Origin of the sequence: Pedobacter ginsengiterrae, from assembly GCF_039537385.1 — a bacterium.
GTDB classification, from domain to species: Bacteria; Bacteroidota; Bacteroidia; order Sphingobacteriales; family Sphingobacteriaceae; genus Pedobacter; species Pedobacter ginsengiterrae.
On the sequence record NZ_BAABAK010000001.1, the window covers coordinates 291155 to 313195 of the forward strand.

The 22041-nt window shown below is 36.3% G+C and carries 18 protein-coding genes; 3 read left to right on the forward strand and 15 right to left on the reverse strand.

Annotated elements, in window-relative coordinates:
* Positions 1–5: 5 nt before the first annotated feature.
* The 11 genes from ABD692_RS01160 to ABD692_RS01210 form a co-directional block, all read right to left on the reverse strand.
* Positions 6–470, reverse strand: a complete 465-nt coding sequence (locus tag ABD692_RS01160) for a Fur family transcriptional regulator (RefSeq protein WP_344764262.1) — start codon at positions 468–470, stop codon at positions 6–8.
* Positions 471–488: 18 nt separating this feature from the next.
* Positions 489–938: a hypothetical protein gene (locus ABD692_RS01165; RefSeq protein ID WP_344764264.1), complete on the reverse strand. Its 450-nt coding sequence runs from the start codon at positions 936–938 to the stop codon at positions 489–491.
* The gene (locus ABD692_RS01170; RefSeq protein WP_344764266.1) at positions 935–1375 is read right to left on the reverse strand and encodes a hypothetical protein; all 441 of its coding nucleotides are present in this window, start codon (positions 1373–1375) and stop codon (positions 935–937) included. The genes ABD692_RS01165 and ABD692_RS01170 overlap by 4 nt, the downstream gene beginning before the upstream one ends.
* Before the next feature lie 4 nt (positions 1376–1379).
* Positions 1380–1820, reverse strand: coding sequence for a hypothetical protein (locus tag ABD692_RS01175; RefSeq protein WP_344764268.1), 441 nt, complete (start codon positions 1818–1820; stop codon positions 1380–1382).
* A gap of 21 nt (positions 1821–1841) precedes the next feature.
* Positions 1842–3053, reverse strand: a complete 1212-nt coding sequence (locus ABD692_RS01180) for an ABC transporter permease (protein ID WP_316758330.1) — start codon at positions 3051–3053, stop codon at positions 1842–1844.
* Positions 3053–3679 (reverse strand): ABC transporter ATP-binding protein, encoded by a 627-nt coding sequence (locus ABD692_RS01185; RefSeq protein WP_344764270.1) that lies wholly within the window; start codon positions 3677–3679, stop codon positions 3053–3055. Before ABD692_RS01185 ends, ABD692_RS01180 begins: the two co-directional genes overlap by 1 nt.
* Before the next feature lie 226 nt (positions 3680–3905).
* The gene (locus tag ABD692_RS01190) at positions 3906–4298 is read right to left on the reverse strand and encodes a MerC domain-containing protein (protein ID WP_344764271.1); all 393 of its coding nucleotides are present in this window, start codon (positions 4296–4298) and stop codon (positions 3906–3908) included.
* A gap of 302 nt (positions 4299–4600) precedes the next feature.
* Complete coding sequence (locus tag ABD692_RS01195) at positions 4601–5893, reverse strand: esterase-like activity of phytase family protein (RefSeq protein WP_344764273.1); 1293 nt, start codon at positions 5891–5893, stop codon at positions 4601–4603.
* 149 nt (positions 5894–6042) lie between these two features.
* Complete coding sequence (locus ABD692_RS01200; protein WP_344764274.1) at positions 6043–7431, reverse strand: hypothetical protein; 1389 nt, start codon at positions 7429–7431, stop codon at positions 6043–6045.
* A gap of 4 nt (positions 7432–7435) precedes the next feature.
* The gene (locus ABD692_RS01205) at positions 7436–10255 is read right to left on the reverse strand and encodes a TonB-dependent receptor (RefSeq protein WP_344764276.1); all 2820 of its coding nucleotides are present in this window, start codon (positions 10253–10255) and stop codon (positions 7436–7438) included.
* Between the two features lie 119 nt (positions 10256–10374).
* On the reverse strand, positions 10375–11718 hold the full coding sequence (locus ABD692_RS01210) for a histidine-type phosphatase (protein ID WP_344764277.1): 1344 nt from the start codon (positions 11716–11718) through the stop codon (positions 10375–10377).
* 171 nt (positions 11719–11889) lie between these two features.
* Between ABD692_RS01210 and ABD692_RS01215 the strand changes: the two genes are divergently transcribed.
* Together ABD692_RS01215 and ABD692_RS01220 are read left to right on the forward strand one after the other, a co-directional pair.
* Positions 11890–12501 carry a GDSL-type esterase/lipase family protein gene (locus tag ABD692_RS01215; RefSeq protein ID WP_344764279.1) on the forward strand — a complete coding sequence of 204 codons (612 nt, stop codon included), beginning with the start codon at positions 11890–11892 and terminating at the stop codon, positions 12499–12501.
* 41 nt (positions 12502–12542) lie between these two features.
* Positions 12543–13271: an esterase family protein gene (locus tag ABD692_RS01220; protein WP_344764281.1), complete on the forward strand. Its 729-nt coding sequence runs from the start codon at positions 12543–12545 to the stop codon at positions 13269–13271.
* Between the two features lie 7 nt (positions 13272–13278).
* Here the strand turns inward: ABD692_RS01220 and ABD692_RS01225 are convergent, their stop codons facing one another.
* On the reverse strand, positions 13279–14184 hold the full coding sequence (locus ABD692_RS01225; RefSeq protein ID WP_344764283.1) for a metallophosphoesterase family protein: 906 nt from the start codon (positions 14182–14184) through the stop codon (positions 13279–13281).
* A 197-nt stretch (positions 14185–14381) separates the two neighbouring features.
* Between ABD692_RS01225 and ABD692_RS01230 the strand changes: the two genes are divergently transcribed.
* On the forward strand, positions 14382–15167 hold the full coding sequence (locus ABD692_RS01230; RefSeq protein WP_316758308.1) for an HAD-IIA family hydrolase: 786 nt from the start codon (positions 14382–14384) through the stop codon (positions 15165–15167).
* Between the two features lie 164 nt (positions 15168–15331).
* On the opposite strand, the gene ABD692_RS01235 is transcribed toward ABD692_RS01230, so the two are convergent.
* From ABD692_RS01235 to ABD692_RS01245, 3 genes are all read right to left on the reverse strand, one after another.
* Positions 15332–16849 carry a RagB/SusD family nutrient uptake outer membrane protein gene (locus tag ABD692_RS01235; protein WP_344764286.1) on the reverse strand — a complete coding sequence of 506 codons (1518 nt, stop codon included), beginning with the start codon at positions 16847–16849 and terminating at the stop codon, positions 15332–15334.
* A gap of 16 nt (positions 16850–16865) precedes the next feature.
* The gene (locus ABD692_RS01240; RefSeq protein WP_316758304.1) at positions 16866–20072 is read right to left on the reverse strand and encodes a SusC/RagA family TonB-linked outer membrane protein; all 3207 of its coding nucleotides are present in this window, start codon (positions 20070–20072) and stop codon (positions 16866–16868) included.
* A 394-nt stretch (positions 20073–20466) separates the two neighbouring features.
* Entirely contained in the window at positions 20467–21948 is a 1482-nt protein-coding gene (locus ABD692_RS01245; protein WP_344764288.1) for a family 43 glycosylhydrolase, read from the reverse strand.
* Positions 21949–22041 lie beyond the last annotated feature (93 nt).

Genomic DNA, 22041 nt, shown 5'->3' on the forward strand with positions numbered 1-22041 from the left:
TGTTATTAGTTACTGACAGCTTTCTTTGCGGACGTTTCGAGTGTTTTATTGCAATCTTCGCATATTCCAGTGGCTACTAGTTTCAATGCGTCAACCTTAAAACCTGCAGGAATTTTAATTTCAGGAATTCGTACTTTCTCCAGGCAGAAAATACGGTGGCAATTATCACAATTGAAATGCACATGTTCGTCATGATGGGCGTGCTCGCTACATCCGCCAGAACATATCGCATAATTTGCAGTACCCTGACTATCCAGTACTTTATGAATTATTCCTTTTTCTTCAAATACTCGTAATATTCGATAAAGCGTAACCCGATCAACATCCTTACCAACAACATGCTCCAGAAATGGCTGAGAAGTTGCCGAATCTCGCCCGCGAAGAATATCCAGAACCTGAAGTCTTGCTCCTGTACGTTTAAGTCCGTTTTGAGCTAGCAACTTTTCAAAATATGCTGTATTATTATCCATTACTACAAAAATAATTAATTAAATTACTACTACGGCATTTTTAATCGATATTGGCGGCGCATAACTTGCATCTTTGTGTTCGAGTTTTAAAATCCCTTTTACATGTATGGGCTTGTCAGTAAAGCTTACTGCATTATTCATTTCAATCATAATCATTACTGGAACGCCATTTTGCCCACAAAAGTAACATTGATTGATGGGCAAAGTTGCCAATAAAAATTTTTGTTGTTTTTGCCCGCTTTTTATTGGAATTAAATAACCTTTTAAATCAAACTCCTTATTCTCAAAACGCTTTATCGATTCAGAGAAAATGGGAAATAACTGATTCTTTTCCGTTAATTCAAATTGAACCGAACCAATAATATCCCAGTTTAAACTGCGAAGCTGATCGTTTGGGTTATGTTTTTGATTTTGGGCTGAGCAGTAAAAACCTCGAACAACGAAGAACAACAGAATTAGATATTTCATAATTGTATGGCATCGATTAAAAAGAATTCAGAGCGTGTATCGCCCGAATCATTGATGATAAGTTTACCACGAATTTTAATCGCCTTATCAGTCCAGGTTATTGGGCTTATCATTTTCACTTCCACCATCGAAGGAACATCTCCGCTCCCACAAAAAGGACAAGATTCTATTGGCACAATGGAAAGCATAAATGCCGAGAATTTATTTCCAACTTTCGTTGGAATAATATAACCTGGAAGTTCGATAACTTTATTATTAATTGCTTTTAGTTCTTTCGGAAAAATACTTCGCCATTGAAGTGGCTTGTATTGTTCTTCATAGCGTAAACCAATTAAATTCCAGTTTGTAGTGCGCATATCTTTATGTACAATGGCCTGTGCTTTTAAACAGAAGTAAAGGCACATCAGGATTAAAAAAACAGATAATTGCTTTAACATAACTTTATAATACTTTTGCATCAAGTAAGAAAAACTCACTCCTGTCATCTCCCGAATCATTAATAACAAAAGTGCCTTTTAAACGTATGGCTTTGGTGGTTATGGCTACAGCCCTGCTCATTTTAACCTCAATCATTGCTGGTATATCAGCCGTACCGCAGTACGGACAAGATTCAATCGGTACGATAGAAAACATAAACTCGGTAAATTTACTTCCTACTTTGGTAGGAATGATATAACCAGGCAATTCGATTATTTTTCTGTTTAAAGATTTTAATGCCGCTGGATAAACACTACCCCACTTACCAGGCGAAAGTTCTTGATCATACCTAAGTCCGATAATGTTCCAGGTTGCGCTGCGCATATCCTTATGCACCTTCACCTGGGCCAAACAAATTGCAGATACAGCCATAAAAAGCACAAATAAAATCCCTGATATTTTCATTACAAATTAGTTAGTAATCAATTATCTATCTTTCGTTAGTGTATCGGCAATATCTACACGATAAGTTTGCAAAGCTGGAATTAACCCCGCTACAACACCAATTAATAATCCTGCAACTACCAGATAAAGTTCATCCATTACAAAAAACAAACCTGTTAATCGTGCCTGAGATGATTCTTGTCCGCTTCCAATTACTTCAAGCGCAAAGTGACCGACTAAAAGGCCTAAAATAGTACCGATTACAGTTATTAAAAGTCCTTCGAGCATTACTAAAAAGAAAAGTTTTGACTTTGAAGCGCCAAGGCATCGCATTATGGCCAGGTCATATTTTTTCTCTTTCATAGAATTATACAAACTGATGAAAACACTTAATGCAGAAATGGCCATAATCAAAATAGCGAACCACTGTAAGGTATCTACACCTACTCCAATTAGTGAAAAAAGCCTTGCACTTTCCATTGCTGGCGATGCAGCTTGCATATTTGTACTTTGATTAACCATTCTTGGGAAAAGAACCACCGACATTGGAGAGCGGTACTGAATAAGTATTGAGGTTAGTTCTTGATCATTAATTTCCTTTGATTCATCATTTTTACCATGATCTTTATGTTCATCCTCCACTTCATGCATTTTGTAAACACTTCCGATATTGGTTAAAATAAGATTATCAGTTACATTTCCCTGTGGCTTTAATATGCCGCTAACAACATAGGCATGTTGTTTATGCAAATCGCTATTTCCACTAAGGCCATGTGCACCGAAAAAACGATCTCCAACTTTAAGCTTAGCTTCTATTGCTACCGTATTACCAATAGTAGCTTCTAAATCTTTACTCCAAAATTTACCTTTATCAATTTGCAAGCCGTACATACCTAAAAAAGTGGTATCGGTACCCACAATGCGATAACCATCATAATTATCACCAAGCGCTAAAGGTACTGCCCGCTTTACCAACGGGTTACGCATAAGTTCGTAAGCATCTTTTGCGGGGATATTTCCTGTCGGAAAATCGATGTGGTAAATGCTACTTAAAATTAATTGCAAAGGACTGCCTTTTGCCCCAACCACAAGATCGATATCTTTAGCATTACGTTCTAGCTTATTACCGATCTGCGTAGAGGCCAAAAACAAAATAGAAAGAATTCCAATTCCGAAGGCAACCAAAATTATATTGAGTATAGATGTTAGGCGGTTTCGGGAAAGGTTTTTATAACTGATTTTAAGTATGTTCATTACAGCGTGTATGTTTTTGAAATGTGCGACCTAACTCTGTTATCATGCGTAGCAATAATCAGCGCAGCACCATGATTACTGGCTTGCGAACTCAACATTTTTAAAACACGTTCAGCATTATCATCATCAAGACTCGAAGTTGGTTCATCGGCAATTAACAAATCTGGTTTATTTACTAAAGCACGAGCTACAGAAACCCTTTGAAGTTGCCCCTGACTAAGCTGATCGGGATAAATATTCGCTTTAGTTTCTAACCCAAGCTCTGCAAGCAACGCTAAATTTCGTTCTTTATCTACAGCGACTCCAGCCATAGAAGCCGCAATTTCTAAATTCTCTAATACACTTAACGAACGAATAAGATGCGGCCGCTGGAAAACAATGCCAATATGTTGCCCTCTAAATCGGTCCATTTTCTTATTTCCAAGACTATAAATGTCAGTCTGCTCGATAAAAACTTTTCCTTTTGATGGTTTAAGCAATCCGGAAATATGGTTTAACAACGTACTTTTGCCACTACCAGAAGCGCCAAGAAGTAGCCATTGTTCCATATCTCCTATTTCCCAATCTGGAAATTTCAGGCTTAATCCTTTCGGATAATTATGTTGTACTTTTTCTATTTTAATCATTGTTTAAATTTCGCTGAACCACTTTTTTAATGATTAGATTTTTAATGGCATACCGTCTGTAAAGCTCAATACCATCATTTGTTCCATGTTTGCAGGCTGGGTTTAGTGTGCAAATCATTAATAAAGCTGATAAAAAAAATAACCTAATTTTCTTAGTCATAAATCAAATATATAAATGAACAATAAATGCAACAATGTTGTATTAATAACATTACGTTAAACCTTTCTAATTATGCTTATGCGCTGATGGGCAAGTTTTAACTAGCCTTAGATTTATAAAATGTGCGGCGGCTATCGTAAAACCACCAAGTGGGATTAATATTGGTTCTAATTGTTCTAGACCTAAAAAATGGCCTGCAGCAATTAAAAAGAAGCCCGCTATTAAAACAATTGATGGTATAAGTTTTCGATGCAATTTGCGATAAGAACTACTCATCGACCATATGCCCAGGCAAAGAGAAAGCACAATCATACAAATTTCTACCCTTTCATCAGCCAAAAAACCTAATCCCCATAAAGGTAAAAATGTTAACAAAAGTGGAACAGCCGCACAATGGATAGCACATAACGTTGAGGCCGTTATCCCAAGTCGATCAAGGTTAAGTTTAAAGGTTTTCATAATCAATAATTGAACACAAATATAAAAGCAATTATGTTGCGTTTATAAGATGCGATAATTATTTGCAACTAAATTGCATTAAAATGATAATGAGGTATTTCCTTAAGGGAAAAAGATATATGAGCTTGACTTGTTTGGATATAGGGATTTGCTTTAAATGAAATAAGCACGAACATCCATCCGTGCTTATTCTATCAACTAACCTAAACTTTTTAAATACTAACCAAATATTTAATGATACAAAGGTAATTGGATGCTATTAAGCCAATATTAAGAATTGGTTAAATGCTTATTTATTAATATTAAAGTTTAATTTTAACAAAGTATAAACGATTTCTATCTACCGAATTGGTAAGTGGAAGTATCTTTTGAGCAAATCCGCTGGCGCCATTATCTACAACACCAAAATCATCATCATTCGAGATTACAAGAATGTTTCCAGGTAATAAAGCAAGTCCTTCTGCTTTATCGTGCGGATAAACCGATGGTAAATCTTTTAATAAATCTAAAACAAGCGTTTTAGTAACTGGTGAAATTCCAGCTGCTGTAAGACCAGCAAGATCGTTCAATTCTTCTACGGTTTTACCATTGTAAAGTTTTCCTGTTGCGCCGTTATTTGAATCAGAAATATCGGTTGCAGCGCTTAAATCGATTTTGAATACTTTTTTAAATGCAGCAGGATTAGTAGCTGCACCGCCATAAAGTCCATCGCGTTCAAGCGTTAAAAAAGTTGTCGCATTAACAGCTACGATATCGCTAACTCCAGTAAGCGTGGTATTATCCATCAAATAAGCATACTGTTTAGTTGCTCCTGTTGCAATATCGAAGGTTAATATTCTTAATACTACAGAATTTGCTACGGCATTTTTAGATGGATTATACATTGGAGATTGCATCATACCCACCAGTGTCTTTCCATCTGGCGTTATGGCTAATCCTTCCATTCCACGGTTTGCTCTTCTGTTTGCAAAAACTGCAGGGATTTTTCTACCGCCAGTTCCCGTTCCAAAAGGATTTATGCGCTCGATTGTTTTTCCTGTGGCGTCAAAATGTGCAATATGTGGTCCATATTCATCACTAATCCAAAAAGAACCGTCAGCTGCTCTAACCAATCCTTCCGAATCTATGCCATCCGCACTTGGTACAATTACTTGTCCGTTTAAATCATAGGCTGTTTCTCCTGAAGCGCCCATACCAATCGGATTTGGTAAACCATTTAGTTTAACACCTGCTACGTTTTTGAGTTCAATGGTTTGCTCCAAAATAAGTTTTCCGTCCTTCAATCTAAATTTACCGATTTGTGGAGCGAAATCTGGTTTTCCTATAATGATAGAGTTTGCTATCTGACCAGCTACATTTGAACCTCTGTCTGTAAGCATATAAAAAACATCAGGAGAATTTGGATCTACTGCAACTCCAGAACCAAAACCGCCATTGTAAACTTTTACACCCGACGCTGTTGTAAATAAAACTGTCGATTCTGAAACTTCCGCGACATTAGGATATGTTGCACTTGTTGTTTCATCTGCATTCTTTTTACACGACACTATGCCAATTGATAGTGCTGTAGCTAACATTAAAGCCTGTTTATTCATTTACCTTTAGATTAATTTAGTTTTCACAAAAAACCTGTTTAGCTATGAACATATTGTTAAGATTAAAACAACATTAGAGCGTTTGGGATTAAAACAAAAAAGGCCTGTCTAACGACAGGCCTAATAATTGGGTTTTAATAAGCTTTATATTAATGTTGATTACCTGTTCCATCAGTTTGGAAAGCACCAATGTCATTTCCAGGCGCAGTTATCGTAGCACCAAAGTTGCCTGTTGTTCTAACTAGAGCTAAAGGTGCAAAGTCAGTTTTAGATTTATTATGTGCAGGAGAAATTGCTTGCAAACCAAAATTAGAATTACCAATTGTAGTGATATAGGCTGGCATTAAAGAAGCTGTTATTGGGCCTGCATTTGCTGCGTAATCATATTGATCTAAATTATAACTGAAAAACAATGGATTTTTATCTTTAGCTGTTGCACTTTTAAGATCAGCCGTTTGCACTTTAGCCACACCATCGCTTGCTAGAAACTGAGCCAGAATTCCAGCAGTACTGCCATAATAATATTGATTGTTATAAGCAATATTTGTTAAATCTGCATCGGTTGTCATACGAAGACCAAAACGGCAGTTTGCAATTAAATTGTTATAGATAAGACCTCTTGCACCCTGTTCGTAATTTATTGAACCACCACGACCCGTTTTAGTTTGACGGAAACCACAGTTAACCATTGTATTGTTATACATATTTACATTACATTGAACGGTTGTACCGCCTGAGTTGGAAGCCTTTAAAGCATTTGTTGCAGAACCGATTAACATATTATAGGCTAAATCACCAACCGTTCCACTTTTCATGTTAAAACATTCGCCGCCAGCTTTACCGCAAAGTTCGAAAGTATTACGCATAATCGATATTTTTCCACCCACAGTTCTGATACCATCATCGGTTGTACCAAATATCCAGCTATCTTCCAGAATAAAATCTTTTTCAATATTTGCAAAATAAATGCCATAACGAGGATCTCCGTCTTTGTAAATTGCGGCGTCATTTCCGTAAGATGCAGCACCTGGAAACTCTATGTGCGTCCACTTAATAATAACATCGCCTCCTTTTGGATTTGGTTTCGCTGCTGTAATTGGTGCAGGCGTTGCAACAATACCGCCCCAACTCCCTTTAAAAACGTTATCGTATTTTGCTGCGCTTGCTTCTGCATGATAAGTTGCTGCATTTTGAACAGTAATGAAGTTTGGTTTTTCTTTTGTACCTAAACTTATAAAGGTTCCGTGAACGCTGATTTGTGGCGCTTTATCTTTTGTACCATCGCCAACTGCAATTAGCGTAACACCGCTTTGCATTAACAAGGTATCGCCATCGTTTACCGTAATATCCTTATCAAAATAATAAGTTTTACCAGTCTGCATGGTACCTTTAATGCTTCCGCCAGCAAGGTTTTCTGATGTGATTAAAGATCCAGACTGTATTACTGGAACTGATAAAGTTAACACTTCTTCTTTATGGCAAGCGGCTAACGAAATAACCAATGCAATTAATGATAATGATTTTAAGATACTTTTCATATTCTTATAGTTTATAGCGTAAGCCAAGTAAATAGAATTGTTTGTATTCATCTTTTCGAACGAAAACGTTTTCTCCAACGGTTTGATTAGCCACATCTTGATTAATTGTTGATGCAGTAATTTGATAAGGTCTTTTAATTTCCAGCTCAGATGGTGTGTTTAAAAGGTTGTTTACCTTTATATAAACTGAAAAGTTTTTTGATATTTTCTTTTCTGCAGATAGATCTAAAGTAATGGTTCCTTTTTGCCAGATATCGTTATCCAGATAAGGCGAAACGGTGAAAATTCTTGGTCCGGTGTAAACCGCAGCAAGCTGCGCATCAATACCAGATTTAGCATCTTTAAACAATAAGGATAAGTTTCCGATATGTTTAGATTGACCTTGGAGCGGGCGAGTTTGCTCTTCGGTACGTTGCGTTAAACCTGTCGTAGCCGCATCTCTATATAAAACTGTTTTGGTTGTTGTAATTTTAGAGTTGGTAAAAGTATAGTTGGCACGGAAACCAAATTTGCTGATGTACTTGGTAAAATCGGCTTCGAAACCATAATTGGTTGCATTACCAAAGTTAGCCGCCGTGTAAAAAACACTTGTAGCCTGGTTAACTAAAGCAAACTCGATCGGATTTTTAATGTTTTTATAGAATACACCAACTAATAATTGATCAAGCTGTTTAGGAAAAAGCTCATATCTTAAATCGAAGTTATCTGATGTAATTCTTTTTAAATTCGGATTTCCAAGTTCCTGGTAATCTGCATCAGGATCGCCACCTGTATGTGGAATTAGCTCGTAAAAACCTGGTCTGCTTATGGCAGAATAATAAGATAAGCGAAGATTTTCTTTATCACCAAGCGCATACTTAAAGTTTAAACTTGGTAAAAAGTCATCATATTTTTTCGAGCCTATCGCACCAATAATTTGATTAATATTTGCTGAAGTAACCCAATCTTGCTGCGTATTTTCGTAACGAACACCACCTAAAGTTTGTAGTTTTCCAACATTAAATTTAAACTGCGCATAAGCCGCAGCAATTTTTTCTTTAAAGTTATAATTTAAAGGATCGCTTGGCGAGCCACCAACTGTTTGCACCATAAAAGTGTTGTTGTTGATATTTCCATCATAAGTTTGAGTAGTGCTACCTGATAATCTTAAAGAATAATCATCATAACTACTGGTTCTTGTTTTATCACGATACATTCCACCAAAACTAAATTCAACATTAGTATCTGCAATTTTTGGTTTGTAAATAAAGTTTAAATAAGCTGTTTTATCCTCGTCAGAATTTTTTGCCCAAACATGAGATTGTGCTGCTCCTGTAGAATTAAAAAGTATAGGATTTTGCGATGAACCCGTTTTGTTTCCAGATGCATCAAAAATTGCAGTTCTACCAGTTACAATGCTTAAACTTGCACGGTCGGGTTCGTTTGCATCTGCTTTTGCATAAACCAACGACCAGTTCATATCGAAATTATCAGCAATTTCATGCTCGCCATGTAAGTTTGTGCTAAAAATTTGCTGAACAACTCTGCTACTTCTATAGTTATTGCTAACACGGCCAGTTCCCATCCCAACTCGGCCTAAATTCAATGTCGTATCGCTTTGAAAGCGGAACTGATTTTGGGCAAGATTCATATAGGAAGCATAAAGATCTAACTTGTTGGCCTTATTGAATTTGTAGTCTAATTTTGCATGTAAACCTGTACGCTCTTGCTGTATGCTGTATGCTCTGCTTTGAACACTTTTTAAAGCAGGTTCGTTTGTGGCTCTGTCAACATCTGTATCGTAAAAAACTGTTTTCGTTCCTCGATAGGTATTTTGATAACTGATTGCAGCAAGTGCACCGAATTTTTTATCAGCAGATCTGCCTCCAGCACTTAAACCAAAAATGGTAGAAACTGGTGCTTTTTTAGTGCTGTAGTTAAATGGATTGTTAGGAAAATCGGCAAGTGTGGCGGAATAGCCATTTCCATTAGCAATTCTGGGTGAGCTTTTAGAACTTGCAGAATGATCAAACTTGGTATAATCCTGATCGAACAAAGAACCTGCCATACCAACAGCAGCATTGGCACGAACTGTAAAACGATTTGGAGCATCTTTCAATACCAAGTTAATTCCCCCACCAATTGCATCACCTTCTAAATTTGGAGTTAGCGATTTATAAACCTCCATACGATCTACAATATCTGCTGGAAAAATATCTAAAGGCACATAGCGGTTTTTATTATCAGGACTTGGAATTTTTACCCCATTTACAAGCGTGTAATTATAGCGTTTATCCATACCACGAATAATTGCATACTGCCCTTCGCCGTTATTACTTCTTTCTATAGAAACACCTGAAACCCTTTGCGTAACATTGGCAATCGTTAGATCAGGCGAAACTTCTATCGTTCTTGCAGAAACCGCATTCAATACCTGATCTGATTTACGTTCTATTGAACGAGATTTATAATCGCTACCCTCATCAGATTTCCCAGAAATTTTTACTTCATCCAGGTTATTTGATTTGCTTTCGATATTAAGATTGATAATTTTAACTTCTCCAACTTTTAGTTCAAAGTCTTTATCTTCATCCTTATAGGTAACATATTTCGCTTCTACTTCATATTTTCCTTTAGGAACATTTCTAAAAGTATAGCTACCATCAAGCCCGGTGCTAACTGAAACCTTATAGGTTTTATTATCATTTTTTAGTGTTACGGTTGCACCAACTAAAGTTTCTTTCGAGTCTTTATCTGCTACAATTCCTTTAACTGTTCCCGTATTTTGGGCAATTGCCATAAGGCAAAGAATCACATTAAATAGTGTGAGTAAAAGTTTCTTCATTTACGATTTTATTTATCGCAAAGGAACTTCCTCCAGTTTAACATAAACACGCAATCGTATTAAACTTATGTTAATTTTTTATTTTTATTTTATTAATGAATGATAGGTTATGAAAGGCATTATTTAACATTTAGTAAATACTTATGAGCATCATCCTGAAGGCCAAAATTTAACATTTTAAGCCTCTTTAAGTAAAAAGCACGTACCGAACTCCACGTATAAAAAGGGAATGAATTGGTTGGCAGACAATTAATTACAGCTTCTTTTTCGTTAAGTAAAAACTTAACTAAATATTTCCCGTTAGATTTATTCTGATAAAAAATCCATTGAATATTTGCGCTAAAAGGAATTACATTTTCTGCTTTCCAATTCTGGTTAAATCTCATAACATCGTTCGCAGATTCTGATGCGCCCTTTATATTCATTATCGCGGCAAATGGTGCAATTGTTTCGGCATGAGAAAAACGTAAATCCGCACCAACTGGTTTAGATTTTAAGAAAGCATCAGTTGTATTAATAAAATCGGCTAGTAAGGGTGCTGCAATACGTACCTGTATTCCGTTATTATTAATACCTGGTCCTTTTGTTAAAAAATCCTCAGCATCGCCAAGTGTACCTAAAACGCTTAAATCTTCCATCGAAAAAAGCGATTTAAAGTCCAATTCCTTTGCTGTAAGCCCTGCCTGTTTAATCTCTGCGCCAACAGCATTAAGAATGGTATAAAAACCGTAAATATCTTCAGTAAAGGCAATTTTATCTTCCTGGGTTAGTTTATATAGGTAACCAGATTTGAAAAACTTTGAGGTAAACTTATTCGAAATGGTCTTTAGTTGTTTTGATTCGGCTAATTTTTGATAAGCTCCAATCCAATTACCTTTTTCTTTAAACTCATCGTAAGTTTTAGAGAAATCGTAAAAACGCAAATGGTCATCATCAGCAAAATTAAAAGTTACTTTTTCGGTTGAAACTGGGTTTCTCGATTTTAGCCCTTCTAAAAATGCTTCTGCACTTTCTTTAGTCCTCCCTTTTTTTGTTGTTGAAACTAAAATGGGCTTAGCAGGAACAAAAATCGATTTGTGGTGATCAAACATTCTTTCTGCAATACCTTTCAGTTCATCTTCTCCGCTCTTCGAAATTGATGCAACATGCCCTTCTTCCTCTTTGCCTAAATTAAGTATGAGTTGTTTTAAATATTTACCGTCAGCAGTTAACTCATTCAAACTATCGGCTGTAGAAACTCTTATATAAGCACTAGAAATTTTAATATCTTTTGTCAAATGCCTGGCTCCGTGTCTGCCCACATAATTAATATAAACAGGTTCAAAACCTACAGGGGTTTTAGCGTACTTATTTTGCTTTGGTTGATAAAGCGTTTTTGTACCCAAAGATTCAGCTATTTTATCTTGCGAAAAGCAAAATAATGTAGTGGTAGAAAGCAGCAGAAAAAGAATGTTTTTTTTCATAATCATTATAGCGCCAAAAGTATGCGTTGCAATATTAAGTTAATATTAAATAGCCAGGCATCTTTAGAAAATATTAGCACAAAGTTATTTTTACAACTGTTTTCTCTGCAAAGCGAAAACTTAATATTGAAACTATTTCTTTCGATTATAGTTCTTACTATCTTTAATTTAATGTATTGGTATGAAGAAGAGGTTAAACAGCTTGAAAGATCACATCTTAAAGATAGAACAGACTGCGGAATTATTTTTTATGGAAGTTCTACAATAAGATTGTGGAACAATTTAAATAATGATTTTTCAGATTTAAAAGTAACAAACCTTGGTTTTGGTGGTTCTACACTTGCAGCTTGCGTTTGGTTTTTCGAGCGAATTATGAGCGATTTCAAACCTCAGGCGCTTGTTGTTTACGCTGGCGATAACGATTTGGGCGATGGAAGAAATCCTGAAGAAATTTTTATTTTCTTTCAGCAGTTAATGTTTAAAGCTAATTTAAAATTTGGCGATTTGCCCTGCTTCTTTGTTTCGCTCAAACCCAGTATTTCGAGATGGCAAATGGCCGATCAGTTTAGATACACAAATAATCTTATTGAAAGCGAAATTATCAAACTCAATAACAACTGGAAATTTATCGATATTTTCAAAAGGATGCTCGATAAATCGGGCAGGCCAAACCCGATATATTACGACCATGACGGACTTCATCTGAGCGAAGAAGGTTATCGTTTATGGAAGGAAATTATTCACGATCGATTGATTAAATCATTACCATTAATTAATACTTAAGTAATATCGTCTGATTATTTTTCCACTACAGATAACGTAAGATGAAAAGAGAATATCACAAGTGGTTTAGCAATAATCTCCAACGAGATATGGAGCTTTTAATTTTTGGACATGGCGGAAGAGCAGTTCTTTTTTTCCCAACAAGAATGGCCAGATTTTACGATTATGAAAACTGGGGAATTATTGATTCGCTAGGCGAAGGAATTGAAAATGGAACCTTTCAAATATTTTGTGTAGATAGTGTTGATGGCGAAAGTTTTTATAATGATGATGTATTTCCGACGGTTCGTATCGAACGACATTTACAATACGAACAATATCTTTTAGAGGAAGTAATTCCACTTATCAAGCAAAAAAACAGTGAAAACTATATTGAGACTGCTGGTTGCAGCATGGGCGCTTATCATGCTATTAATCTGGCGATGAAGTACCCGAAAATATTTAAAAAGGCAGTTGGTATTAGCGGAAGATACGACCTTACCGATACACCAGGGAATTTTAAAGATCTACTAAATGGCTTTCATGATGAAAAGGTTTACTACAATATGCCTGTGCAATACATTGCAAATTTAAATGAAAGCGAACATCTCGAAGCTGTTAGACAAATGCATATTATACTGGCTGTTGGAGAAACTGATCCTTTTCTAAGTAATAATCAATATTTAAGCAGTTTACTTTGGCAAAAAGGCATTGGTAACGAATTTCACACTTGGGAAAGCGACGCACATAAACCTTATTTTTGGAGAAAAATGGTGCCGCTTTACATCTAAAAATTTCTTACAGATAATTTACATATTTCTCTTCAAAACTTCCATCGGCAAAAAGATCAATTAGTCCATAACCAGGCGCAGTTTCTCTCCTGTTCCCATTCCACCAGGCACCAGAAACCGCACCATTACACAAATAAGTAACACCATTATACACAACCTTATCTTTCATGTGAAGGTGACCACTTAAACATAACTTAACATTTGGGTGTTTGTAAAAAAGGCTAATTATTTTCGAGGTGTCCGTATGCATGTCGCCACCAAGCATCGTCCATTTATTTACAATATCATCTTCAATCATTAATAATGCCGTTAATATTGGTATATGAGACATAACCAAAACAGGCATTTCAGGATTAGTAGTTTTAAGCTCCGACTCCAGCCAGTTAAATTGCTCATCACCTAATTTGCCAATGTACCAGGTATGATCAATATCCAGATGAACACTATCTAGAACAATAAATTTCCAGCCATTTTGAACAAAACTATAATAAGGTTTAGCTAAGTTTAACTTGTCCATCGAATATTTTTTCCCATAGAAAGTATCGGCCTTGCTATTCTCATTCCACCAGATATCGTGATTACCCAAACAATAACGAACTGGCAAACTACATTCGTTTTTCATTGTATTGTTTAATAACTGCCATTGCTTATTTATTGTCGAAATATTTTCTTTATTCATATCGAAAACTACATCCCCGCCATTTAAAACCAAATCTACTTTCGGATTTTGTTCTTGCAGATGATGGAGACATTTTGCAAATTTTGCTGGTGCACCCAACTCATCCTTCAAATGAACATCGGTAAGGTGAGCAATTCTTAAAACGGGTTTTTGGGTTTCTTCTGTAAAGCCTAAACTAACTGAAGGAAGCAAAAAAAGGCCTCCAATATTTCTTAATGCGGTTCTTCTTTCCATAGGTGAATTTATCAAACAGATTTGCTGATGCTGACCAAAATTAGTTTTACAATATTAACAGGAAGTTAAATATTGCAGCGATAATAAGAAGAGTGCTCAAATTCATCAATAAGAAATCGTTTCGTTACCGTTATCTAATTGTTAAAATAAAGATTATCAATAGGAAAAGAGTATTTTTGGTTATAGACAAAAAAGATATGAAACAAGGCTTATTAATAGATATGGATGGCGTAATTTACAGCGGTGAAGAATTAATCTTCGGTGCTGATAAATTTATCAAGAAACTTATAGACGAAGACATACCCTTTGCATTCATGACGAATAACAGTCAGCGAACACCCTTAGAAGTGGTTAGAAAACTTAAAGGATTAGGCATTAAAGTAGAAGAAAGCCATGTTTATACCAGTGCAATGGCTACAGGCAAATTCCTTGCAGACCAAAGTCCTAACGGAACAGCTTATGTATTAGGCGAAGGTGGTTTGTTAAGTAGTCTTCATGCGCATGGAATAACGCTTGTGAATACCGACCCAGAATTTGTTGTGCTTGGTGAAGGCAGGAATTTCACTTTAGAAATGGTTCAAAGGGCTGTCGATATGATTTTGGCTGGCGCTAAATTTATAACAACAAACAGAGATCCATCGCCGAAAAAACCTGGATGGAATAACCTGGGGATTGCCGCAACAACAGCCATGATTGAGGAAGCAACAGGCAGAAAGGCTTTTGTAACTGGAAAACCAAGTCCGGTTATGATGCGTTCGGCGAGAAAATTTTTAGGTTTAGAAACCAGTGAAACTACAGTAATTGGCGATACGATGGAAACTGATATTCAAGGTGGCGTGCAAATGGGCTATAAAACCATATTGGTATTATCAGGAATTTCTACAAAAGATACCTTAGGACATTATGCTTTTAAACCCGATTTAATTTCGAGTTCTGTTGATGAAATTGCATTTCCACTTGCATGGTGGGATTCAAAATCTTAAATTAAAAAAGGGCGGTCAGAATCACCAGCACCGCCCCGTCCTTTTGCTCTGGCCAGATCGAACAAATAAAAGACGTAGTATATAAACAATAGTTGCATCAGTACACTACAAAAAAAGAAACCCAGGCATAGCCTGGGAATCTCGTATTTACCAACTAACGAAAACTATTGAGGATTCTGATTCAGATTGTCTAAAATCACTTCCCTTTGAGGAATAGGTAAAAGAATTTTATTTTGAGTTAATACATAAGCCCCTGAAGGATATTGAGCTGGAGCTTTTGCAATTTCTCTTTGTCCATGTGCGTTCATAACTTCTACAGCTTTTCCAGTGCGTACCAAATCAAACCAACGATGATTTTCGAATGCAAGCTCTACTTTACGTTCCTGATAAATTGCATCGCGGAAAGCAGCCTGAGAATTTACATTTAAGGTAGCAACAGGATTTCCAGAAGTTTTTGATGGAAGGCCAGCACGTGTTCTAATCGCATTTAACAAATTGAAAGCTTCGCCTCCAGCGGTAAACCCTTGTTCATTTAAACATTCTGCAATCATTAGCATTACATCAGCATAACGAATAATAGGAAAATTTACGTTTGTTTGCCCTGGCTGAACAAAACCTTGATTGTATTTTTTGATGTATGGTACAGCTACAAAACCTGCAGTTCCAGTAAATCCTTCAGCAAGCGAAACATCCTTACGTAAATCTCCAGCCTCGTAAGATGAAATTAAATCGGTAGTAGGTGTATTCCAGCCACTTGTAAAACTTAAGTTCGTTCCAGGATCTTGGGTAACAACAGTACCAGAATTAAATGGCGCAAACTGATACATAAAATTGCTAGATAAGTTTGTACCTGCAGTTGCATAATATTGAATCTCGAAAACCGATTCAGAATTATTTTTATTTGTTGTTAAAAAGATGCTGGAATAAGTCGGCATTAACGTGTAGCCTGTTACTTTTCTCAGCGCAATAAGTGCTTCAGAAAATCTTTTCAAGGTCATGTAAACCTCACCTAACAAGGCATTTGTAGATCCTTTTGAAACACGACCCTTATCTGCAGCAGGATAAGCACTTGCATCGGGTAAGCTGTTTCCAGCTTCGGTTAAATCGGCTATAATTTGAGTATAAACATTCTCAACCGTAGCCCTGCCTTTTGATGGTGCATCTGCTGGTGCTTTGGTTACTTCCAAACGTAAAGGAACTCCTCCAAACTGCCTAACTAAGTTAAAGTAGTGGTAAGCTCTTAAAAACTTAACCTCTCCTATCGATTGTGCTTTCGAAGCAGCAGACATTGGAATATTATTCACTTTATCCAGTACATCATTACATCTGAAAATAGAAGTATAAGTATCTCTCCAGAAATCCTGCAACAATGTATTTGCAGAGTTTGCTAAAAACTGATCTACTTGTTCTCTGTTCTCTTGACCTCTTTGAGGTGCATTGTATTGAAAAGTTGTATTATCAGAACGCATTTCGCCAAAAAGCCAGAAACTGAATGTTCCTAAACCACGAAGTGAACTATAAGCGCCATTTACGCCTTGTTTTAAATCAGACTCTGTTTTCCAGAAATTAGCATCTGTTAAGCTTGATTCAGGTGCCTGATTTAAAAAATCTTTCTTACATCCTGAAATCGAAGAAGCCAGGATTAACAAAGCAATTGATATGTATTTTGATTGATTTTTCATGTTTTCTTATTCTTGATTAAAAGGTCATGTTAATACCAGCGGTAACAATTCTAGGCAGCGGATAGGCAGTAAAGTCACGTCCAGGAGTTAATGCCGAGAAACCATCGTTTGTGCCTGCTTCAGGATTTGCACCACTATAATTGGTGAAAGTATACAGGTTTTGCACACTAGCATACAGCCTTAATCCTTTAATAAATCTAGATGAACTAATAAATTTCTGGTTGAAATTATAGCCTAACGATATGTTCTGGATACGAACAAAACCCGCATCTTCAATCCATAGTGAACTTACCTCGCGATATAATGTTCTACCACCAACTGTTGTAGGTGCAAAACCATTACCTGGATTTGATGGAGAACGATATCGATCTAATACTTTACGATCTACGTTGAACACCCCATCTGTGTTCGTTAGAAATTCATTACCAGTTTTCATAATCTGGCCGCCAACTGTACCAACTACAAGCACATTTAAATCGAAATTTTTATACCCGAAAGTATTGGTTAAACCGAAGGTGAAATCGGGCTGCGAATTTCCAATAACGGTAAAATCTTTTACTGCCTCGATAATGCCATTACCATCAATATCTTTATATCTTACCGAACCAACTACAGACGAACCATCTTTAGGCTGACTGGCTAATTCAGCAGCATTTTGATAAAGGCCATCGAACTGGAAACCGAAGAATTGACCAATTGGCTTTCCAACTTCTGTTTTATGAGTAGAATAACCGCCACCACTTCTGCCACTGTAGATTGGTGCATTGTTATTGCCTGGATTTAGTTCTAAAACGATGTTGCGGTTAACACTAATATTTGCATTGGTGTTCCATGTAAACTCACCAGTTAAGTTTTTAGAACTCACACCAATTTCAAAACCTCTGTTTCTAACCTTACCAAGATTGATGGTTGAAGAAGAAAATCCAGATGCCGAAGGTAATTCAGCATTAAGCAATAAATCACTTGTAATTCTATTATAGAAATCGAAAGTTAAGCTTAATCTGCTTTTAAATACAGATAAGTCAAAACCTAAATCAAGTTCATCAGCTTTTTCCCAGGTTAAATTCTCGTTTGCTATTGAACCTGAAACTCTTCCGCTTGCTAAAGCACCACCAAAAGAATAGTTTGAAGAACCTATACTTGATGCATATTGATAATTTGGAATATTAAAATTACCAGTTCGGCCATAACTTGCCCTGATTTTTAAATCGCTTAACCAGCGAGCATTCCTTAAAAATTCTTCTTGAGATGCTCTCCATGCAAATGCTGCCGAAGGGAAAGTTCCATAACGATAATTCGATCCAAAACGCGATGAACCATCAGACCTAACGGTTGCAGTTAACAAATATTTATCTTTAAAAGTATAATTTACCCTTGCCAGATAAGAAATTAACGACCATTTCTCTATACCTGCAGCAGCACCATTAAGTAAGGTTGATGCATTTATGGTTTGAATTAAGTTATCTGGATAGTTTGTTGCACCGAATGAATAACCTTCATACCTTTCTTGCTGAGCCGTGTAACCTGCAACAGCACTAATTTTATGATCTTTACCAAAACTTTTATCATAAGATAAAGTTAACTCCGATAGCCAGTTGGATGTGGTATTCTGTGCTGTACTTGAGGATGGAATTGATGGATTTGGATTCTGATTACCAGTTTCTCCGATAACAAATGTTGGATTAAATGAGAACGAGCTGTTGTTAGTATAGTCATAATTGAAAGCATACTTTGCTTTCAAGCCATCAATAATTCTATATTCGGCAAATGCAGTTCCAAGTCCTCTAAAATATTTAGCTTTTGTGCCACCATACTCCAAAGTATTTAATGGGTTACCTGCACCAATTGCTCCTGGAGATGTAATAAAGAATGTTCTGTTGCCAGATGCATCGTTGATAGGCACAATTGGACTAAGCCACAATGTACGCGTTAAAATATCTCTTTGGCCAGATTCAAAGCCGTTTCTATTTTGAACACCACCACTTGGAGCGATACTTAAACCAACTTTAATTTTTTTACTGATGTCAGATTCGATGTTGAAATTAACAGAGTATCGTTTGTAATCGGTGTATCTAATTGTTCCTTGCTGCTCTAAACGACCAAGTGAAGCTGAATATCGGGTACTTTCAGATCCGCCACGAATGCTTGCATCAACATTGTTTTGCATGGCTGTTCTTAATACAGCATCATACCAATCCGTGCCTTCGCCATATTGCGCTGGGTTTCTGAACTGAACTGGAATATCAGCATCTGTAGCCGTCAATCCTCTCGATGCGAAATCATCGATAATCATCTCTTTTCTGAATTGTGCATATTCTGTACCGTTAAGTACATCAGGGCGGCCTTTTTGTGGAACTTGCTGTGCACCGATATAGGAGTTTACACTAACTACCGGAGGACCAGTTTTTCCACGTTTAGTGGTAATCACCACTACCCCATTAGATCCTCTAGAACCATAAATAGCTGTTGATGATGCATCTTTTAAAATCGTAACCGATTCAATATCATCGGGACTAATCACATTTAAAGGATTATAAACCTGTCCGCCTGAATTCGATATCGCAAATCCATCTACTACAAATAGTGGATTATTACCCGCTGTAATAGAGCCCGTACCACGAATTTTAATATTTACGCCACCGCCTGGTGCACCAGTTGGAGCGCTAATTTGCACACCTGCAACCTGGCCTACCAATTTTTGATCGATAGAACTCACAGGCAAATCTTTAATCTGAGCTGCAGATACTGTAGAAACTGACCCCGTTAAATCTTTCTTCTGGGTCGTTCCGTAACCTACAACAACTACATCATTCAAATTATTTTCTGATTCATCTAGTTGAATAGCAGCTAAATTCCCTGAGGCTGAAATTTCCTTTTGTGTGTAACCTTGATAAGAAATTATAATAATATCTGTTGAGGCTACATCTTTTAAAATGAATCTACCCTCGTTATCAGTCATTGTTGCCGCTTTACCGCTTTTTAATCTTACAGTAGCGCCTGGAATTGGTTGTCCTTGTTTATCGACTACCTTTCCAGTAACATCAGCTCTTTTAAGTTTTTTTGAAACCTTATCACTAATAAGATAATTCGGCATTTCACTTGCAAAAATTTCGGTTGCGGAAGTAGTTAATGCACACGTTAAGAGGAAGGCCGAAATCTTCCAGATAGATGCTTTTGCTTTACCGCAAGGCATTTTTTTTCTGTTTGAAGTATATTTTTCCATGTTTTAATTAGTTGCGTTTATTTGGTTTAGTAGTTTTTAATAATTTGGCCTTTCGCTGAATTTGGAAAAACCTAAAAATTATTCTGTTTTTCAATAAGTATTCTCAATTTTTAATGCTTAGTATATTTTATTTCATTGGCTTATGGTTTTGTTTTGAAACTGATGGATTAAAAATTCTAGCTGACAACTGCCAGCTAGAAAACATTACTAATCAAGCTATCCAATACCGCTATTGATAGTTTGTTTTTAATCAAGTTGATACTTGTTATTCTTTAAAAATTTGGAGTATTGATGATAAAAATCAGGCATAACAATCCCATATAACCTTTTTAGGTAATTCAATTATGATTAATTGGACACTTAATTAATCAGCTTTAATACTTTGTTCTTTTGCTTATTCGATTAGCAGATTATACTTTAGCTGAGTATTTTTTTCATCAGTGAAATTCTTTCCTCCATCTGTGCTTAAGGCCGAAACACCACTATTATTATCTTTGGAAATACCAGAAGCAAAACCGTAACAACCCTGACTCGTTTTCGAGCTAAGAATTACAACATACTGCTTTCCTTTTGTAAGGTTAATCATAGGTTTTACGGTTTGATTTCTTGCCGACCATCCTATCGAATCTTGCGGAACGGTTATCGAAACCAAAGCTTTATTACCTGTAACTTTACCCATTTTTGATTCATAAAAATCTAGTATAAAATCTTGATTTGGATAACCGCTTTTAAGTGTTGTAATGGTAAAGGATTTTAAAACACCTGATTTGTCGGCAGTAAAGAACTGAGATCTTTGTTTTTCTTTTCCAATATCGCAACCAGCAGTAAATTCATCCGATGGTTGTATTTTGGTTTTTTTCATGCTAAAAGAACTTAGACATTCCATTGGTTTAATAGAGCCATCTTCGGCAAAAGTTAACGGAGCCCAGTAAAAGTTAGCTTGCGCTTCATTTTTTGCTGCATTATTCCATAAATCGCTTCCATATAAATAAATGGTTTCAGCGTTCACTTTCATTGTCGAAACAAAAGATGGCTGTCCGCCGCAAGAATTATCGCTAATCTTTTTTCCTTCCGACCAGGGACCTAAAGGAGATTTAGCAGTTTTGTAAGAGGTGCCTGTTCCAGCGCAATAGCCACAATTCGGATCGGAATAAGTAATGTAGTATATGCCTTTGCGTTTAAAAAGTGCTGGCGCTTCAGTTTTACCAGAAGTAATTGAGTTTGCAACCTTTCCTGTTCCTGATAAATAATCATCAGTTAGCTGCTCTACAACGATAGTACCTTTTGTTCTCCAATCTGTAAAAGCAAGATAACCAGTACCATCATCATCAATAAAAAGATCGTGGTCGCCATTATTTAAACCTGCTGCAGGCATGTTGCTGTTAACCGCAATTTTTGGCTCTGCAACTTCGGTAAATGGGCCTATCGGAGATTTTCCAGTGAAAACACGATACCCACTCACGTTATCGTAAACATTTATCCACAACACATAATTTTTGCTCTTCTTATTATATACAACGTGCGGGCGAAAACATCCGTAAGTTTTACCGTCACACCTCGATTGCCATAACGGAGTTTTGGCATCAAACATAAATCCTTCGTCTTTCCAATTAACCATATCTTTCGAAGAATACGTTTTGAACCCACAGAATGGCGCTGTTTTATTATTCCATTCGAAACCACAATCGTAGCTTGTTCCATACAGGTAATAGGTGCCTTCAAAATATGCAATTTCACCATCGTGTGCATCTACTGCATTTCCCAAATTATCAAAACGCGTAATTTGCTTTCCATCAGCTGTGAAATTTTTAACCTGTGCTCTGCCCACAAAATTAAGGCATATCAAAAGCACTAATGTTGAATAAAATTTAATCATAAATTGGTTAGATATAGTTAAATAATTACGGTAATGAATTACTAAAACGTTTAACCAAAATTAAGCGATATTGCAAAGGAGCAGTTATACAAT

What these genes read in the sequence shown, in the direction of transcription:
- ABD692_RS01170 (WP_344764266.1), bottom strand. Translation starts at nt 1,375, where the DNA reads ATGTTAAAGCAATTATCTGTTTTTTTAATCCTGATGTGCCTTTACTTC.
- ABD692_RS01220 (WP_344764281.1), top strand. Translation starts at nt 12,543, where the DNA reads ATGAAAAGAGAATATCACAAGTGGTTTAGCAATAATCTCCAACGAGAT.
- ABD692_RS01175 (WP_344764268.1), bottom strand. Translation starts at nt 1,820, where the DNA reads ATGAAAATATCAGGGATTTTATTTGTGCTTTTTATGGCTGTATCTGCA.
- ABD692_RS01225 (WP_344764283.1), bottom strand. Translation starts at nt 14,184, where the DNA reads ATGGAAAGAAGAACCGCATTAAGAAATATTGGAGGCCTTTTTTTGCTT.
- ABD692_RS01210 (WP_344764277.1), bottom strand. Translation starts at nt 11,718, where the DNA reads ATGAAAAAAAACATTCTTTTTCTGCTGCTTTCTACCACTACATTATTT.
- ABD692_RS01160 (WP_344764262.1), bottom strand. Translation starts at nt 470, where the DNA reads ATGGATAATAATACAGCATATTTTGAAAAGTTGCTAGCTCAAAACGGA.
- ABD692_RS01180 (WP_316758330.1), bottom strand. Translation starts at nt 3,053, where the DNA reads ATGAACATACTTAAAATCAGTTATAAAAACCTTTCCCGAAACCGCCTA.
- ABD692_RS01240 (WP_316758304.1), bottom strand. Translation starts at nt 20,072, where the DNA reads ATGGAAAAATATACTTCAAACAGAAAAAAAATGCCTTGCGGTAAAGCA.
- ABD692_RS01230 (WP_316758308.1), top strand. Translation starts at nt 14,382, where the DNA reads ATGAAACAAGGCTTATTAATAGATATGGATGGCGTAATTTACAGCGGT.
- ABD692_RS01195 (WP_344764273.1), bottom strand. Translation starts at nt 5,893, where the DNA reads ATGAATAAACAGGCTTTAATGTTAGCTACAGCACTATCAATTGGCATA.
- ABD692_RS01215 (WP_344764279.1), top strand. Translation starts at nt 11,890, where the DNA reads ATGTATTGGTATGAAGAAGAGGTTAAACAGCTTGAAAGATCACATCTT.
- ABD692_RS01165 (WP_344764264.1), bottom strand. Translation starts at nt 938, where the DNA reads ATGAAATATCTAATTCTGTTGTTCTTCGTTGTTCGAGGTTTTTACTGC.
- ABD692_RS01200 (WP_344764274.1), bottom strand. Translation starts at nt 7,431, where the DNA reads ATGAAAAGTATCTTAAAATCATTATCATTAATTGCATTGGTTATTTCG.
- ABD692_RS01245 (WP_344764288.1), bottom strand. Translation starts at nt 21,948, where the DNA reads ATGATTAAATTTTATTCAACATTAGTGCTTTTGATATGCCTTAATTTT.
- ABD692_RS01235 (WP_344764286.1), bottom strand. Translation starts at nt 16,849, where the DNA reads ATGAAAAATCAATCAAAATACATATCAATTGCTTTGTTAATCCTGGCT.
- ABD692_RS01190 (WP_344764271.1), bottom strand. Translation starts at nt 4,298, where the DNA reads ATGAAAACCTTTAAACTTAACCTTGATCGACTTGGGATAACGGCCTCA.
- ABD692_RS01185 (WP_344764270.1), bottom strand. Translation starts at nt 3,679, where the DNA reads ATGATTAAAATAGAAAAAGTACAACATAATTATCCGAAAGGATTAAGC.
- ABD692_RS01205 (WP_344764276.1), bottom strand. Translation starts at nt 10,255, where the DNA reads ATGAAGAAACTTTTACTCACACTATTTAATGTGATTCTTTGCCTTATG.